Below are 16,877 nucleotides of genomic sequence, written 5' to 3'. Positions count from 1 at the left end.
CCGGGCGCCGGTCGGGGGCGCGTCAGGCGCGCTGGAGCCGGTACCGCAGGGCGGCGAGCTCGGCCCAGAGGGGGGCGGGCACGCGGCCGTCGAAGGTGCGGTAGAACTCCTCGGTGAGGTCGGCCTCGTGCAGCCACAGGTCGCGGTCGATGGCGAACAGCTCGTCGAGGTCGGCCTGCGACACCTCGATGCCGTCGAGGTCGAGGTCCTCGTTGCGCGGGAGGCGTCCGATCGGGCTGTCGATCGCGCCGACCTCGCCCTCGATGCGCCGGATGATCCAGTCGATGACGCGCGAGTTGTCGCCGAAGCCCGGCCACAGGAAGCGGCCGTCGGCGCCCTTGCGGAACCAGTTCACCTGGAACACGCGCGGGGCGCGGTCGAAGCGCAGCTTCTGCCCGACCTTGAGCCAGTGCCCGAAGTAGTCGGCCATGTTGTACCCGCAGAAGGGCAGCATCGCGAACGGGTCGCGGCGCAGCTCGCCGACCGTGCCCTCGGCGGCGGCGGTGCGCTCGGACGAGATGTTCGAGCCCATGAAGACGCCGTGGGTCCAGTCGGTGGCCTCCACGACGAGCGGCACGTTCGTCGCCCGGCGCCCGCCGAACAGGATCGCGTCCAGCGGCACGCCCTGCGGGGCGTCCCAGTCGTCGGCGATCTGCGGGCACTGGGCAGCGGCGACGGTGAAGCGCGAGTTCGGGTGCGCGGCGGGACGACCGGATGCCGGGGTCCAGGGGTTCCCCTCCCAGTCGGTGAGCTCCGCCGGCGGCTCGTCGGTGAGACCCTCCCACCACACGTCGCCGTCGGGGCGCAGCGCGACGTTGGTGAAGATCGTGTTGCCCCACAGCGTCTCGACGGCCGTGACGTTCGTGGACTCGCCGGTGCCCGGGGCGACGCCGAAGAAGCCGGCCTCGGGATTGATCGCCCACAGGCGCCCGTCCTCGCCGGGGCGGAGCCACGCGATGTCGTCGCCGAGGGTCTCGACGCGCCAGCCGGGGATGGTCGGCCGCAGCATCGCGAGGTTCGTCTTGCCGCACGCCGAGGGGAACGCGGCCGCGAGGTGGTAGGCGCGGCCGGCCGGGTCGATCACGCGGATGAGCAGCATGTGCTCTGCGAGCCAGCCCTCGTCGCGGCCGATCACCGACGCGATGCGCAGCGCGAAGCACTTCTTGGCCAGGATCGCGTTGCCGCCGTAGCCCGAGCCGAACGACCACACCTCGAGGGTGTCGGGGAAGTGCACGATGTACTTCTCGTCGTTGCACGGCCACGCGACGTCCTGCTGGCCAGGCTGCAGCGGGGCCCCCACCGAGTGCACGGTCTTGACCCACGGCGCACCGCCGGCGATCTCGCGCAGCACCTCGGTGCCCACGCGCGTCATGATGCCGATCGAGGTGACGGCGTAGGCGCTGTCGGTCACCTGCACGCCGATGTGCGACAGCGGCCCGCCGACCGGCCCCATCGAGAACGGCACGACGTACATCGTGCGGCCGGCCATCGAGCCCTCGAACAGCGGGGTGATGGTGGCCCGGATCTCGTCGGGCGCGGCCCAGTTGTTCGTCGGCCCCGCGTCCTGCTCGCGCTCGGAGGCGATGAAGGTGCGCGCCTCGGTGCGGGCGACGTCGCTGGGGTGCGAGCGGGCGAGGTACGAACCCGGCCGCCACTCGGGGTTGAGCTTGATGAGCTTGCCCTCGTCGACCATCTCGCGCAGCAGCGCGTCGTTCTCGGCGCGCGAGCCGTCCACCCAGTGGATGCGGGCCGGCTTCGTCAGCGCGGCGATCTCGTCGACCCACTGCGTGAGGGCGGCCATGCCCTCACCCTGGACGGTGGGCACCGCGCCGTACGACCGGGTCGCGGCATGACGGGCGGGGGTGGAGCCTTCGGTCCGGGTGAAGATGTCGGCAAGGGCCATAGTGTCGCTCCTCGTTGATTCGACCGTCGGATAGACGATTCAGATTCGTGCTCTTCCTCTACTTTGGATGCCCTTGAGCTTGTTTTCCCACGCAACATGGCGTCAAGAGTCTTGATTCTTTCGCTAGCATCAAAGAATGCCCGCCACCGCGCTCGAACTCTCGACCCTGGGTCACCGCATCCGTCATCAGCGCCTCGCCCACGGCTACACGCTGGACGAGCTCGGCGCCCTCGTCGGCGTCGCCGGCAGCCAGCTGAGCCTCATCGAGAACGGCAAGCGCGAGCCGAAGCTCTCGCTGCTGCAGGCGATCGCGTCGTCGACCGGCGTCGAGGTCGCCGACCTGCTGTCGGCCGAGCCTCCCAACCGGCGCGCGGCCCTCGAGATCGAGCTCGACCGGGCGCAGTCGAGCTCCGTCTTCCGCCAGCTGGGGATCGCCCCCGTCAAGGTGTCCAAGGGCATGAGCGACGAGACGATCGAGTCGATCCTCGGGCTGCACCGCGAGCTGCAGCGCCGCGAGAAGGAGGCGATCGCGACACCCGAGGAGGCCCGCCGCGCGAACACCGAGCTGCGGCTCATGATGCGCGAGCGCGACAACTACCTCCCCGAGATCGAGAAGCTCGCCGAGAAGCAGCTGAAGGCCGCGGGCCACACGACCGGCGCGCTGACCCACCGCACCGTGAGCATCATGGCGGAGAAGCTCGGATTCGAGCTGATCTACGTCAACGACCTGCCCCACTCGACCCGCTCGGTGACCGACCTCGAGCACGGCCGCATCTACCTGCCGCCCGCCTCGATCCCCGGCGGCCACGGCCTGCGCTCGATGGCGCTGCAGGCGATGGCCCACCGCCTGCTCGGGCACGAGCGCCCCACCGACTACGCCGACTTCCTGCAGCAGCGACTGGAGATCAACTACTACGCCGCGTGCTGCCTCATGCCCGAGACGGCGTCGGTGGCGTTCCTCCAGCAGGCCAAGAAGGACCGCAACCTCGCGGTGGAGGACTTCCGCGACGCCTTCGGCGTGACGCACGAGGCCGCGGGCATGCGCCTGACCAACCTCGCGACCCACCACCTCGGCATCAAGCTGCACTTCCTGCGCGTCGACGGCTCGGGGGCGATCTCGCGCGTCTACGAGAACGACGACCTCCCCCTGCCGATGGACGTCACCGGCGCGGTGGACGGCCAGATCGCCTGCCGCAAGTTTTCGGCGCGCGCCGCGTTCTCGGAGCAGAACCGCACGACGGAGCACTACCAGTACACCGACACTCCGGCCGGCACGTACTGGTGCTCGACGCAGACCGGCACCACCTCGGCGGGCGAGTTCTCGATCACCGTCGGTGTGCCCTTCGACGACGCCCGCTGGTTCCGCGGACGCGAGACCCAGAAGCGCGCCACGTCGACGTGCCCCGACGAGTCCTGCTGCCGCCGGGCGGCACCCGACGTGCTCGAGCGCTGGTCGGGGAAGGCCTGGCCGAGCGCGCGCGTGCACATGCAGATGTTCTCGCCGCTCCCCCGCGGCGCCTTCCCCGGCGTCGACGACAACGAGGTCTACGACTTCCTCGACCGCCACGCCTGAGCGCGTGCCGCCCGCCTACACCGTGATGAAGTCCCGGTAGCGGTCGAGCGCGGCCGCGATCTCGGCATCCGTCGCCGCCCCCGGCGTGAACAGCTCGGGCACCGGCGCATCGGCATGCCGGCCCACCGCGACCGAGTGGGTCCACACGCCGACGGCCTCGCCGCGGGCGACGAGGATGGGCCGGACGATGCCGTTCATGCTCGGCCCGATCGCGCTCAGGAACTCCGGCGCGCACGGCACGGTGCGGTCCACGTACGACAGGTAGTACTCCTCGAACGGCGGGAGGGCCACGACCTCGGGTGCGGCCGCGCTGCGTCGCGGCGCCGCGCCGGCGACCAGATACTGCGGCTCGGGCTCGTCGGCGACGACGACGAGACGGTCGGATGCCGCTTCCGCCGCGGCCCGCGACACCCCCAGCGGCAGCCCGGTCCACCACGCGAAGTCCCGCGGCCCGGCCGGTCCGTGCGAGGCGATGTAGCGGACGAAGAACTCGGCGAGCGGATCGGCGGGGGCGGCGGCATCCGTGATCCACTCGTCGGCGAGCACCCAGTACTGTTCGCGGGTCGGCCCGCTCTCGCGCGGGACGACGGGGCCCTGGCACAGCACGGACCGCAGCGACAGCGCGACGAGGAGGTGGTAGCCGCGCTGGCGCAGCGTCGACACGCCGCCCTGCTCCCACACCGCCAGCAGCTCCCTGCGGGTGAGGCGACCGCCGCCGGCGAGCGCCGCACGGGCGAGGCGCTCGGCCCGATCGGCCTCGTCGGCGTCGATCCCCTCGGCACGATGGACGGCGGCGGCCTGACGGAGCTGCCGCTGGGCGGTCACCGAGAGAACCCACGCGACGTCGGCGGCCGGGATCGTGTGGATCGTCCCGCGCATCGTCCACGTGCGCACGATCTCGCCGCGCCCGTACGCGGCGTCGACGTCGCGCACCGTGATGCGCCCGCGGGTGCGTGCCGCGAGCGCCCAGCGGCCGCCCCAGAACTCCTGGCTCTGCGTCGCGAGCATGTGCCGTGCGGCGTCGGCGACCGACGCCGCGGGAGCGGTCAGGCGATGCGACCGGAGCCGCTCGTGACGCACGGTCGAGGCATCCATCCGCCCATCATGGCCCAGCCCGCGGACAGCCGGTGTCCCCTATAACCCCTGGCGGAGGGTGCGCACCAGTCCCTCGTGCCGGGGAGCCGGGATCTCTAGCGTGGAGGGATGGCGCGCGACGAGCAATGGCCGGAGGCCCTGTACACCGGACCCATCGACCTGGCCGGGATCGAGGCGATCGAGGGGGCGGAGCCCGAGGCCGAGACGCCCGAGATCAGCTACGACGAGCAGCGCTACCCTGCCCGTCCGCGGCGACTGCGCCCCCGCGACCATCTGCGCGGCAGCAGCGTGCGGCGCATCCGGACCGACCCGCGCACGGCGAACGGCACCAACCCGTCGTACGTCGAGTGGCTCGTGCGGCAGTCGATGCTCAAGGACGCCGACGTCCTGGCCCGCCAGCTGTCGGGGCAGCCGACGATGTGGCGTCATGCCTACGCGCGTCCGGACGCCCGGCGGGCCATCGCGACGAGTGACGTGTGGTTCACGGCGTATCCGATCTCCCTCATCACCCGGCCGGGGCAGTCGTTCCTGGCCTCGCTCGGCGACGACGCGCTCTGGTCGGCCTTCGAGCGCATCGGGATCACCGCCATCCACACCGGGCCGGTGAAGCGGGCGGGCGGCATCGCCGGGTGGCTGGACACCCCGAGCGTCGACGGGCACTTCGACCGCATCAGCACGCAGATCGACCCCGCCTTCGGCACCGAGGACGAGTTCCGCGCCCTGTGCGACGTCGCCGACACGCACGGCGGGAGCATCATCGACGACATCGTGCCCGGGCACACGGGCAAGGGCGCCGACTTCCGCCTCGCCGAGATGGGCTTCAAGGACTATCCGGGGATCTACCACATGATCGAGATCCCGCCGGAGGACTGGGCGCTGCTGCCCGAGGTGCCCGACGGCGTCGACAGCGTCAACCTGGACGCCGCGACCGAGCATGAGCTCGCCGGGCACGGGTACATCATCGGCGCCCTGCAGCGCGTCATCTTCTACACCCCCGGCGTGAAGGAGACGAACTGGAGCGCGACCGCCCCGGTGATCGGACCCGACGGCGTGACCCGCCGGTGGGTGTACCTCCACTACTTCAAGCAGGGCCAGCCGTCGATCAACTGGCTCGACCCGACGTTCGCGGGGATGCGCCTTGTCATCGGCGACGCGCTGCACTCGCTCGGGGAGCTCGGCACGAGTGCGCTGCGCCTGGACGCGAACGGATTCCTCGGCGTGGAGAAGAGCGCCGAGGGTCTTCCGGCGTGGTCGGAGGGGCATCCGCTCTCGCACGCCGCCAACCACATCATCGCCGGCATGGTCCGCAAGGTCGGCGGCTTCACCTTCCAGGAGCTCAACCTCACGATCGAGGACATCCGCGACACGGGCGCCGTCGGCGCCGACCTGTCGTACGACTTCATCGGTCGCCCGGGCTACCACCACGCGCTGGCGACCGGGCAGACCGAGTTCCTCCGCCTCGCGCTGACCACGTCGCTGCGGCTGGGCGTGCAGCCGGTGCAGCTCGTCCACGGCCTGCAGAACCACGACGAGCTCACCTACGAGCTCGTGCACTGGGCGACGCGGCACGGCGACGACACGTTCCCCTTCCGGGGGCGCGAGATCCCGGGCAGCCAGCTCGCCGAGGAGGTGCGCGCGGACCTCACCGAGCGGCTCACCGGCACGGCGGACTACAACCGCGTCTTCACGCAGAACGGCATCGCCTGCACGACGACGTCGCTCATCGCGGCGACCCGCGGACTGGCCAGGCTCGATGACATCACCGACGACGACCTGCCGGCCATCCGCGACGCGCACCTGCTGCTGTGCGCCTACAACGCGTGGCAGCCGGGCGTCTTCGCGCTCTCGGGCTGGGACCTCACCGGCATGCTCACCGTGCCGGCGGACCAGGTCGCCGATCTCGTCGCCGCGGGCGACACGCGGTGGATCGAGCGGGGCGCCCACGATCTGCTCGACGTCGACGGCAGCGCCACGCGGTCGGCGGCGGGCATGCCCCGCGGGCGCGCGCTGTACGGCGCGCTGCCGGCGCAGCTGGCCGACCGGGAGTCGTTCGCGTCGCGTCTCGCCGACATCCTCGCCCTGCGCCGGGAGCACGGCATCGCGACGGCGTCGCAGATCGACATCCCCGAGGTCGCCCACGCGGGCATGCTCGTGCTCGTGCACCGCCTCGACGACGGCGACCCGCACGCCGAGGCCCCGATGCAGGTGACGGTGCTGAACTTCTCGCAGGACCCCACCGAGGGCACCGTGCGATCGGAGCAGCTCGCTCCCGGCAGCGAGGTCGTGGACGCGGCCTCGGGCGAGTCGGTCGGGCGCGTCGACGACCTGCAGAGCTTCTCGGTCTCGCTCCCCGCCTACGGAGCACTGTTCCTGGTGCTCCGGCCTGCGGAATCCGCCGAGTAGCCCCAGCCCGCGCGCCGGAGGTCGGATGCCTCCGGCGCACGTCGCCGCCGGGCCCGGCCCCGGCCCGCACCGGCGGGCGGGTCAGGCGAGCGCTGCGTCGATCCCCGCGAGCGGCACGGGCAGCCAGGCGGGGCGGTTGCGCGCTTCGTAGATCGACTCGTACACCGCCTTGTCGAGGACGAGCGCCCGCAGCAGAACGGGGTCCAGCCCCACGGCGCCGGGCGCGCCGGCGTAGGCCTCGACGAACGCAGCCTGGCACGCCGCCGCCCACCGGGCGCCGTCGGGGCCGGCGGCCACCGCACCCGCGTAGTCGAAGGACCGGAGCATGCCCGCGACGTCCCGCGGCGGGAGGTCGGGGATGGCCCGCTCCCTCATCGGGCGGAGGGGCTCGCCCTCGAAGTCGACGATGCGCCACCCGCCGTCGGGCACCGCGAGCACCTGACCGAGATGCAGGTCCCCGTGGATCCGCTGCAGCCGCGGCCACGCGCGCTCGAGTGCGGCACGGTAGACGGCGTCGATCGCGGGGAGCCGCTCGGCGACGGCGGGCACCTCGGCCGACGCGATCCGCAGGCGCCGCCGCCAGGCGGTCGCCGTGGACGCCACCTCGTCGGGTCCGGCATCCGCCGTCTCCAGCGCCGCTCCGAGGGCGCCGTGCACGCCGGCGACCGCGGTTCCGAGGTCATGCGCCGCGGCGGTGAAGTCCCGCCCCTCGCGCGCCTCCTCCAGCGCGACCGCCCACCCGTCCCGCACGCCGGGGAGGAACTCCTGCGCGAAGCCGAGGGTGCCGTGCGCGACGCCGGCCTCGCGCCCGACATCCGGCCACTCGGCGTCCACGCTGCCGAAGAAGCGGGGCACGAACGGCGAGCCCTCGCCGCTCAGCACGCGCTGCACCGTGACGTCGGGATTCTCGCCGTGGTGGAGGGTGCGGAAGAGCTTGAGGATGATCGTCGGCTCACCGTCCTCGTCGAACACGATCGACGTGTTCGACTGCTCCCCCGTGAGCACCCGCGAACCCGTCACACGGCTGACGTCGACGCCCATCTCCGCGAGGATGCCGACGGCGAACTCCGGATGCCGGGCCGCATCGACGAGGCATCCGCCCTCGCCACGGCTGACGACGGCGTCCGGCGGCTCGATCGGCTCGGCGACCAGCGCGAGGGGCACGTGGTACAGCGCCGGCAGCGTCCCCGCGTCGTCCATGAGCAGATAGCGGGTGGCCCCCGTGACCGGTCGGGCGTCGAGGAGCCGGAATCTGGGCTCGTGCCCCTTCCCCGCGTACCACCGCTGCTGCGCCACCCAGGCGCCGATCTCATCCGTGAAATGCACCACCCCACCTTGACCCGCATCCGCATGCGGAAGAAAGGGGTGGACGGACGCGCGCGAGAGGCGTAGTGCCGGCGCCCAGAGCGGCGAGGCGCGGCGGCATGTCCCCCGAAAGGTCTACAGAATCGCGGAAACGCTTGCCAATACGGTGCTGTTGTCGGCCTGTTCCCACCCCACAGGGCACGAGTTCCGCGTGCACCTGGGGACGGTCGACCGAACCTTGGAGGTCAGTTGTCCCACCCCCGACCGCGTCGGACCGTCGCGTCCCTCGCCACCGCCGCCCTCATCGCGACCGCCGTGCTCGGCGCGAGCCCCGCCTTCGCCGCCAAGCCGGGAGGTCCCGGCAAGCCCGGCCCCGTCCCCACGACGACCGCCGCACCCACCCCGACGGTCTCCGGCACGCTGTTCGCCACGAACACCGATGCCAACGCCCTCTCCGACCACTGGCACCGGTCGCTCACCGACCTCGCGATCGCAGGCGGTGAGCTGTACTCGTCCTGGGGCGACTACAACGGCAACATCGGCCCGATCGCGCTGAACTCGCACAACCTGGCGACCGGCGCGCAGACCCACCACCTCACCGTCAACGGGGAGGAGCTCAACGCGCTGCGCGTGGTCAACGGGAGCGTCTACACCGCGGACATCGACCCCAAGGTGGGCTGGCAGTCCAACGCCGGGTATGCCACGAACGCGGGCGGCGTGTGGAAATACAACGCGGCGACCCCCTTCATCCATGTCTTCGACGTCGCCGTCGCCGGAAGCGAGATCTTCCTGGCCGGCAGCATCGTCAACCCCGACACCGCCACCTACGGCCCCGCGCCGTACCTCGCCGCGATCAAGAAGTCCGCGGACGGCGGAAAGACCTGGACCATCGAGAAGACGCGCTCGTCGCTGCGCGGCAGCAACGACAACGACCGCTACTACTGGCTCGCGTCCGTCAACGGCAAGGTCTACGCCGCCGCCACCGTCGCCGACGCGAACGGGTACCGCAACAAGATCATCGACGTGTACGCCGCGGGCACCTGGTCGACGGTCACCCTCCCGTCGTCCAGCCCGGCGAGCGTGCTCGAGGCGCACCACCTCACGACCTTCGGCACGAAGATCGTGGCGAAGTCGATCAACAACTCGGTGTTCGTCTTCGACACCGCGGCGAGGAAGGCCACCATCCAGGGGGCGACCCTCGGGACGAGCGGCGGCGTGCTGGTCGATCTCTACGTGGACGGCTCGACCATCTACGGCCTCGTCCGCGCGGACGCGGTGACCGCCGACGACACCCTGTACTCGTCGAAGGACGGCCTCACGTGGACCCCGGTGATGAACATCGACATCCCCGTCGACAACTGGCTCCACACCTGGCACAACGGCGAGATCACCACCGAGATGCGCGGGACCGCCGCGAGCATCGCCGTGAAGGACGGGGCGTTCTACTTCGGCACCAACCTGGGCACGATCTACACGGCCGCGCTCTAGCGATCATCGTCGGGACCCCGGGCGCCCGCGCCCGGGGTCCCGTCATCGCTGCGCGGCATCCGATCCCCACTAATCTATCGACAGTATTGCGATATCTATCGAGGAACGATAGTTTTCTGTCGTTAGCTGAAGAAAGGACGGATGCCGTGGCCAAGTCGACAACTCTCGTGCTGCAGGTCGTCATCGCGCTGGCACTGGCCGGGTCGCTCATCGTGCAGACCTTCATCGTCCCGGCGGTCTGGGTGGACCTCGACGGCGCTCCCCCGGTGCCCCGGATCACCTTCGTCACGCTCCTCGTGCTCGGCGTCGTGACCATGCAGGTCTTCGCCGTCTGCGTCTGGCAGCTGCTGACGAAGGTGCGCAAGGGGTCGGTGTTCTCGGAGTCCTCCTTCCGGTACGTCGACGTGGTCATCTGGTCGATCGCGGCGGCGGCCGTCATCACGTTCGCCATCGCCGTCCTGCTCGCCAGCGGCGAGGCCGCGCCGGGTGTGGTCGGGCTCATCTGCGGGGCGACGCTCGTGCTCGGCGGGATGGCCCTGCTCGTCGTGGTCATGAAGACGCTGCTGCGGCAGGCCATCGACCGCGAGACCGAGGCCACGGCCCTGCGCTCCGAGCTGGACGAGGTGGTCTGACATGCCGATCGTCATCGATGTGGATGTGATGCTCGCACGACGGAAGATGTCGGTGGGCACCCTGGCCGAGCGGGTCGGCATCACACCGGCGAACCTGGCCGTGCTCAAGAACGGCAGGGCGAAGGCCGTCCGCTTCACCACGCTCGACGCCCTGTGCGAGGTGCTCGAATGCCAGCCCGGCGACCTCCTCCGGTGGGAGCCCGAGGCGCCGGCACAGGCGAGCCCCGCCGGTCGCTCGGCCGACGTCGCGGGTTGATCTCGCAGCCAGGGACCCGCAGTCCCTGGACAAGCGCGCCCTGAATCCGTCGGGACGAGGACTCCAGCATGGAGGTCACCGACCGAACAGGAGCCACCTCATGCCCACCTCCCTCGACATCTCCGTCCCGGATCTCGCCGGAAAGCTGGCGGTCGTCACCGGCGCGAGCGACGGCGTCGGATTCGAGATCGCCTCGCGTCTTGCCCGCGCCGGCGCCGACATCGTCCTTCCCGTCCGCAACCGGCAGAAGGGAGAGGCGGCAGCCGGGCGCATCCGGGAGCGGACGACGGATGCCACCACCGACGTCCGCCCGCTCGACCTCTCGTCGCTCGACTCGGTGTCGGCGTTCGCCGACGGCCTGCTCCGCGACGGACGGCCGATCGACATCCTCATCCTGAATGCCGGCGTCATGAACCCGCCGACGCGTCGACTCACCGCCGACGGCTTCGAGCTGCAGCTCGCGACGAACCACCTCGGGCACTTCACCCTGATCGCCGGGCTGATGCCGCTTCTGCGCGAGGGTCGTGCCCACATGACGAGCCAGGTGAGCATCGCCGCGGATCAGGGCACGGTGAACTGGGACGACCCGAACTGGAGCCGCCACTACGACCCGATGAAGGCGTACAGCTCGTCGAAGATCGCGTTCGGACTGTTCGCGATGGAGCTGCATCGGCGTTCGCAGGCGGCCGTATGGGGCATCCGGAGCAACCTCTCGCACCCCGGCATCACGCCCACCAATCTGCTCTCGGCCCAGCCCGGCATGGGTCGCCCCGAAGACACGACGGCGGTCAAGGTGATCCGGACGCTGTCGCGCCTGGGCATCCTGGTCGGCACTCCCTCCTCGGCGGCGCTCTCCGCCGTCTACGCGGCGACCAGCGCGGATGCGATCGGGGGCCGACTGTACGGGCCGAAGGGCTTCCGCCACCTGGGCGGACTCCCCGCCGAGCAGCCGGTGTACTCGCGCCTCGCGAGCGAGGAGGACGGCCGACGCATCTGGGACCTCTCCGAACAGCTCACCGGCGTGCGCGTGCCGGTGTGAGCTACCAGATCGTGCCGCCGCCGAGCGAGATGCCGCCCCACGTGAGCGCGATGAAGATCGCGGCGAACACGACCGGTGCGATGCCCTTGCCGTTGCGTGCGAGGCCCTTGAGGAGCGCGATCACGGCGAGCACCGCGGCGACGATGGAGAGGCCGCCGCCGAGGATCAGACCGATGAACAGCGGGATGGGCATGAGCACGAGGCCGGCCAGCGCGAACCAGAACGCGGCCCAGGCCGTCGGGTTGGAGCGGCGTTCGACGGAGGAGGTCATGCGTCCATTATCCCGTGCGGGCGATCCGCGCCCCGCAGGGCGCGGATCGCTCTGGGCGAGGATCTCGATACGCTCGTTCCTCGCTACTCGATCTTGACCCGCCACGCATCAACGTTCGCTGGCGCTCACATTGATCCGTGTCGCGTCAAAACGGGTTCGGGGTCAGCGTGTACTTGGTCTGCAGGTACTCGTGGATGCCCTCGGCGCCGCCCTCGCGGCCCAGGCCCGACATCTTCCAGCCGCCGAACGGCGCGGCGGCGTTGGAGACGACGCCCATGTTCAGGCCCATCATGCCGGTCTCGAGGCGCTCGATCATGCGCTGGCCGCGGGCGAGGCTCTCGGTGAAGACGTAGGAGACCAGGCCGTACTCGGTGTCGTTGGCCAGACGCACCGCGTCGTCCTCGGTGTCGAAGGGGACGATGGCGAGCACCGGTCCGAAGATCTCCTCGCGGAGGATGTCCGAGCCGGGCTGCACGTCGGTGACGACGGTGGGCTCGTAGAACGTGCCCGGCCCCTCGACCTCGCTGCCGCCGGTGGCGACCTTCGCGCCGCGATTCACGGCGTCCTGCACCAGCTGCGACGCCTTCGCGACCGCGCGGTCGTCGATGAGCGGGCCGATGGTCACGCCTTCCTCGGTGCCGCGCCCGACCTTGAAGCCGTTGACGCGCTCGGTCACCCGGCGGGCGAACTCGTCGGCGACGGAGCGGTGCACGATGAACCGGTTGGCGGCGGTGCAGGCCTGCCCGATGTTGCGGAACTTCGCCGCGATCGCCCCGTCGACCGCCTTGTCGAGGTCGGCGTCGTCGAACACGACGAAGGGGGCGTTGCCGCCGAGCTCCATCGAGGTGCGCAGCACGCCCTGCGCGGCCTGCTCGAGCAGGCGCTGACCGACCTGCGTCGACCCGGTGAACGACAGCTTGCGCAGCCGCGGGTCGCGGATGATCGGCTCCGACACCGCACCGGACGTCGAGGTGGTGAAGACGTTCACGACCCCCGCGGGCACGCCGGCGTCTTCGAGCAGCTTCGCGAAGTAGAGGGTGGTCAGCGGCGTGAGCTCGGCGGGCTTGATCACCACGGTGCAGCCGGCGGCGAGCGCCGGCGCGATCTTGCGGGTCGCCATCGCGAGCGGGAAGTTCCACGGCGTGATCAGGAAGCACGGCCCGACGGGATGCTGCGACACGATCATGCGGCCGGTGCCCTCCGGGTTCGCGCCGTAGCGGCCCTGCACGCGGGAGGTCTCCTCGCTGAACCAGCGCAGGAACTCGCCGCCGTACGCGACCTCGCCGCGCGCCTCGGCCAACGGCTTGCCCATCTCGATCGTCATCAGCAGGGCGAAGTCCTCCTTGCGCTCCTGCAGCAGATCGAACGCGCGACGCAGGATCTCGGCCCGCTCCCGCGCCGGCGTCGCCGCCCATCCGGGGAACGCCTCGACGGCCGCATCGAGCGCGGCCTTGCCGTCCTCGGGCGACGCGTCGGCGATCTCCTTGACCGTTTCGCCGTTGGACGGGTCGTAGACCTTCAGCGTCCTGTCGCCGGATGCCGCACGCCACCGCCCGCCGATGAACAGCCCGTCGGGCACGGACGCCAGCAGCTCGGACTCACGGGTTTCGGTGATCGTCGTGCTCACGGGGACTCCCTCGTCGGTTCCGGATGCCGCCCGTCGCGGCATCCGCTCGTTCGATGTCTACCGGGCCAATTCTGCCCGCCGCCGCCGGGGCGGCCGATGTACGCGCTGTACACCGGGGATGGTTGTTTCGCCGGCCTGGAGGCGATCAGCCGACCAGGACCGCAGGCTCCTGCTGCGGCAGGAAGGACTGCGCGAAGAACGCGGCGAGTTCGTCGTGCGCCTGCAGGGGCAGCACCGCGGCGACGTACTGGTCGGGCCGCACGACGACGACGACGCCGTCGCGCGACAACCCGCGCTCGGCGAAGATGTCGTCGGTCGTCCACGCGCTCGGCGCGGCGGCGTAGACCTTCTCCCAGTCGGTGAGCCCGAGCGGTCCCGTCTGGGGGAGGAACGCCTCGGGCACGCGCGCGAGGTCGACGTCCTCGTAGCGCTGCTGGTAGATCACCTTGACGTCGAAGACCGCGTCGACGTCGGCGCCCGCAGGGGTGAAGCGACGCACGGGCGAGTCCGGCGAGGCGATGAACTCCGCCCAGGCGGAGAGGGCGGATGCCTCTCCCGCGGCCGGCGCGTCGGCGAATGCGTACACACGCCACCGCCCGTCGGCCTTGGCGTGGTGGCCGAGGTGCACCGCGTTGCCGTCGCACACGCGCACGACCTCCGCGGACTTGAAGCGCTTGCCCAGCGGGAAGCCCTCGGCCAGCGCCTGATGCGCGGCATCCGTCACGATCATCGACGGGCCGTACTGCGTCATGAAGCCCGATGGGAACTCGGCGGTGCCGAGGTAGTAGTTCGCGAGCTCCTGCGGGTCGGAAATCTCCTCCGGCTTGCGCGCCATGAGAGAGGACCACTCGCGGTCGAAGTCGATGAGCTGCTGCGCGACCGGCTGCCGCTCGGCCGAGTAGGTCTCCAGCAGCGAGGCGGGACTCAGCCCGGTGAGGACGTGCCCCAGCTTCCAGCCGAGGTTGAAGCCGTCCTGCATCGAAACGTTCATGCCCTGGCCCGCCTTCGCGCTGTGCGTGTGGCACGCGTCACCGGTGAGGAAGACCCGCGGGGCGTGCCCCTGGTCGACGTCGACGTCGTCGAACTTGTCGGTCACGCGGTGGCCGACCTCGTACACGCTGTGCCACGCGACCTGCTTCACGTCGATCGTGTACGGGTGGAGGATCTCGTTCGCGCGGCGGATGATCTCTTCGATCGGCGTCCGGCGCACGCGGTGCTCGTCGTCGGCTGCCACTTCGCCCAGGTCGATGTACATGCGGCTGAGGTAGCCGCCCTCGCGGGGGATGTGGAGGATGTTGCCGGCACTGGAGTTGATCGCGCACTTGGTGCGCCAGTCCGGGAAGTCGGTGTTGACGAGCACATCCATGACGCCCCACGCGTGGGCCGCGAACTCGCCGACGTGCTTGCGCCCGATCGCCTCGCGCACACCGCTGCGGGCGCCGTCGGAGCCGACCACGTACTTGGCGCGCACCGTGCGCTCCTCGCCGGCCCGCTCCCCCGCGACGTGGCGCAGGCGCACCTCGACGGGGTGCTCGCCCTCGCCGTGGACGGTCAGGCCGACGAACTCGATGCCGTAGTCGGGGACGATGCGGCCGGGACCCTTCGCGGCGGCGTCGGCGAAGTAGTCGAGCACCCGGGCCTGGTTCACGATCAGGTGAGGGAACTCGCTGATCTTGAAGGCGTAGTCCTCGGTGCGGGCGGTGCGCACGATGTCGCGGGGGTTCTCGGGGTCGGGACCCCAGAAGTTCATGTACGCGATGTTGTACGCCTCGGCGATGATCGGCTCCGCGAAGCCGAACGCCTGGAAGGTCTCGACGCTGCGGGGCTGGATGCCGTCGGCCTGCCCCAGCACGAGGCGACCGTCGCGCCGTTCGATGATCCGCGTGGTGACGCCGGGGAACTGCGACATCTGCGCGGCGAGCAGCATGCCCGCAGGCCCGGAGCCGACGATGAGCACGTCCATCTCGTCGGGCAGCTCGGCGGGGCGGTCGATGCCGGTGCCGGCGGCGTCCTGCACGCGGGGGTCGCCCGAGACGTAGCCGTGGTGGTGGAACTGCATCGTGTCCTCCTCGGACGACGGTGTCGAGGGCTTGAGAGCCTGGGTGATGTGTTCTATATTCGAACACATCGTTCTACTATTGAACAGATCGTATACGACCTGCCGCGCAGCGGCAAGACTGCGAGCACACATGGCCCCTCCGCGCAGCAGTCCGGCGCCGGCGTCGCAGACGCTGAGTCGCGGCATCCGGATCCTCGAAGTGCTCGCCGACGCGCGCGGGCCTCTCACGATCGACGAGATCGCGCGCCGCCTCGAGGTGCACCGCTCGGTCGCCTACCGGCTGCTGCGGACGCTCGAGGACCACGGCCTGATCGAGCGCGACTCCGCGGGACGCGTCGAGCTCGGCGCGCGCATGGCCGCCCTCGCGGCGGGCGTCGCGCACGACCTGCAGGCCGAGGCCCTCCCCGAGCTCACCGCCGTGGCCGGAGACCTCGGCGTGACCTGCTTCCTCTCAGTGCTCGACCACGACGAGTGCGTCACGCTCTCCAGCGTCGAGCCGCGGCACGCCGTGAACCCGGTCGCGCAACGGCCGGGCACGCGGCATCCGGTCACCCGCGGCGCGCCCGGCAAGGCGATCCTGTCGCTGGTGCCCGAGCGATCGTGGCCCGACGGCGTCGGCGACGACCTCGCCGGCGAGATCCGCGATGCCGCGGCCCGCGGCTGGGCGACGAGCCACGACGAGGTCATCCCGAGCCTGCGCGCGGTCGCGGTCCCCCTGGCCGTGCGGGGGCGCGGACCGGCGGCGATCGCCGTGGTGTTCGTGGCCAGCGCGCACGGCGACGACGCCATCGCGCAGCGGCTGTCGCGCTCGGCCTCCGCCATCAGGGACGCGCTCGGCGGCTGACCCGTTCTGGGGGGGTCAGGCCGTCGTCGGGAAGTCCGACACGAAGCGGATGTTGTACTCGGCGACCCGCTGCGGGACGCCCGCGAACGCCTCGGCCCGCGCCTCGGACGCCATGTACGCCTTCTCGAGGGCGGCGAACGCGTCCTCGTCGCCGGGCGCGCTGACGGCCCATACGAACTCGTTCGTCTCGGGCAGGCCGTAGGCGAACTCGACCGTGAAGCCGGCGGCGGGCCGGACCCTCGGCATCCATTCGGTCCACCACGCGACGAACGCGTCGTACTCCCCTTCGACGAGCGTGTACCGGCGCAGCTGGATCGTCTTCATGAACCCATCTTGGCCGAAGTCATATACTCGACTCGTCCGGCGGCACCGAAGCCCGCCG

At 71.0% G+C, this 16,877-nt stretch carries 14 protein-coding genes; 7 read left to right on the top strand and 7 right to left on the bottom strand.

The window, feature by feature from the left end:
• Positions 1 to 22: 22 nt before the first annotated feature.
• Positions 23 to 1,903, bottom strand: a complete 1,881-nt coding sequence (locus ACWGUG_RS15405) for a phosphoenolpyruvate carboxykinase (GTP) (protein WP_378882358.1) — start codon at positions 1,901 to 1,903, stop codon at positions 23 to 25.
• Positions 1,904 to 2,039: 136 nt separating this feature from the next.
• On the opposite strand from ACWGUG_RS15405, the gene ACWGUG_RS15400 reads away from it, so the two are divergent.
• Positions 2,040 to 3,476: a helix-turn-helix domain-containing protein gene (locus ACWGUG_RS15400; RefSeq protein ID WP_452325200.1), complete on the top strand. Its 1,437-nt coding sequence runs from the start codon at positions 2,040 to 2,042 to the stop codon at positions 3,474 to 3,476.
• A gap of 15 nt (positions 3,477 to 3,491) precedes the next feature.
• Here ACWGUG_RS15400 and ACWGUG_RS15395 read toward each other — a convergent pair whose 3' ends face one another.
• Positions 3,492 to 4,571 (bottom strand): winged helix DNA-binding domain-containing protein, encoded by a 1,080-nt coding sequence (locus ACWGUG_RS15395; RefSeq protein ID WP_452325199.1) that lies wholly within the window; start codon positions 4,569 to 4,571, stop codon positions 3,492 to 3,494.
• 108 nt (positions 4,572 to 4,679) lie between these two features.
• Here ACWGUG_RS15395 and treS point away from each other — a divergent pair, with 108 nt between their 5' ends.
• Positions 4,680 to 6,974, top strand: coding sequence for a maltose alpha-D-glucosyltransferase (gene treS / locus ACWGUG_RS15390; RefSeq protein WP_452325198.1), 2,295 nt, complete (start codon positions 4,680 to 4,682; stop codon positions 6,972 to 6,974).
• A gap of 81 nt (positions 6,975 to 7,055) precedes the next feature.
• Here treS and ACWGUG_RS15385 read toward each other — a convergent pair whose 3' ends face one another.
• A complete protein-coding gene (locus tag ACWGUG_RS15385) occupies positions 7,056 to 8,300 on the bottom strand; it encodes a maltokinase N-terminal cap-like domain-containing protein (protein ID WP_452325197.1) in 1,245 nt (414 codons plus the stop codon).
• Between the two features lie 228 nt (positions 8,301 to 8,528).
• Here ACWGUG_RS15385 and ACWGUG_RS15380 point away from each other — a divergent pair, with 228 nt between their 5' ends.
• From ACWGUG_RS15380 to ACWGUG_RS15365, 4 genes are all read left to right on the top strand, one after another.
• On the top strand, positions 8,529 to 9,767 hold the full coding sequence (locus ACWGUG_RS15380) for a hypothetical protein (RefSeq protein ID WP_452325196.1): 1,239 nt from the start codon (positions 8,529 to 8,531) through the stop codon (positions 9,765 to 9,767).
• Positions 9,768 to 9,913: 146 nt separating this feature from the next.
• Positions 9,914 to 10,399, top strand: a complete 486-nt coding sequence (locus ACWGUG_RS15375; protein WP_336398372.1) for a DUF2975 domain-containing protein — start codon at positions 9,914 to 9,916, stop codon at positions 10,397 to 10,399.
• A gap of 1 nt (position 10,400) precedes the next feature.
• Positions 10,401 to 10,655 carry a helix-turn-helix domain-containing protein gene (locus ACWGUG_RS15370; protein ID WP_452325195.1) on the top strand — a complete coding sequence of 85 codons (255 nt, stop codon included), beginning with the start codon at positions 10,401 to 10,403 and terminating at the stop codon, positions 10,653 to 10,655.
• A 100-nt stretch (positions 10,656 to 10,755) separates the two neighbouring features.
• Positions 10,756 to 11,694 carry an SDR family oxidoreductase gene (locus tag ACWGUG_RS15365; protein ID WP_452325194.1) on the top strand — a complete coding sequence of 313 codons (939 nt, stop codon included), beginning with the start codon at positions 10,756 to 10,758 and terminating at the stop codon, positions 11,692 to 11,694.
• Between the two features lies 1 nt (position 11,695).
• Here ACWGUG_RS15365 and ACWGUG_RS15360 read toward each other — a convergent pair whose 3' ends face one another.
• The 3 genes from ACWGUG_RS15360 to ACWGUG_RS15350 all read right to left on the bottom strand — a co-directional run bounded on the left by ACWGUG_RS15360 (position 11,696) and on the right by ACWGUG_RS15350 (position 15,651).
• Entirely contained in the window at positions 11,696 to 11,965 is a 270-nt protein-coding gene (locus tag ACWGUG_RS15360; RefSeq protein ID WP_336398369.1) for a hypothetical protein, read from the bottom strand.
• Between the two features lie 145 nt (positions 11,966 to 12,110).
• Positions 12,111 to 13,580 carry an NAD-dependent succinate-semialdehyde dehydrogenase gene (locus ACWGUG_RS15355; RefSeq protein WP_336398612.1) on the bottom strand — a complete coding sequence of 490 codons (1,470 nt, stop codon included), beginning with the start codon at positions 13,578 to 13,580 and terminating at the stop codon, positions 12,111 to 12,113.
• A 157-nt stretch (positions 13,581 to 13,737) separates the two neighbouring features.
• On the bottom strand, positions 13,738 to 15,651 hold the full coding sequence (locus ACWGUG_RS15350) for an FAD-binding monooxygenase (protein WP_452325193.1): 1,914 nt from the start codon (positions 15,649 to 15,651) through the stop codon (positions 13,738 to 13,740).
• A gap of 130 nt (positions 15,652 to 15,781) precedes the next feature.
• Here ACWGUG_RS15350 and ACWGUG_RS15345 point away from each other — a divergent pair, with 130 nt between their 5' ends.
• Positions 15,782 to 16,495 carry an IclR family transcriptional regulator gene (locus tag ACWGUG_RS15345; RefSeq protein WP_452325192.1) on the top strand — a complete coding sequence of 238 codons (714 nt, stop codon included), beginning with the start codon at positions 15,782 to 15,784 and terminating at the stop codon, positions 16,493 to 16,495.
• Positions 16,496 to 16,510: 15 nt separating this feature from the next.
• On the opposite strand, the gene ACWGUG_RS15340 is transcribed toward ACWGUG_RS15345, so the two are convergent.
• Positions 16,511 to 16,819: a hypothetical protein gene (locus ACWGUG_RS15340; RefSeq protein ID WP_452325191.1), complete on the bottom strand. Its 309-nt coding sequence runs from the start codon at positions 16,817 to 16,819 to the stop codon at positions 16,511 to 16,513.
• Positions 16,820 to 16,877: the final 58 nt, after the last annotated feature.

Source organism: Microbacterium sp. NPDC055455 (genome assembly GCF_053619935.1).
Note: the sequence above shows the minus strand (reverse complement) of the source record. Positions and strands in the feature narration are given on the sequence as shown.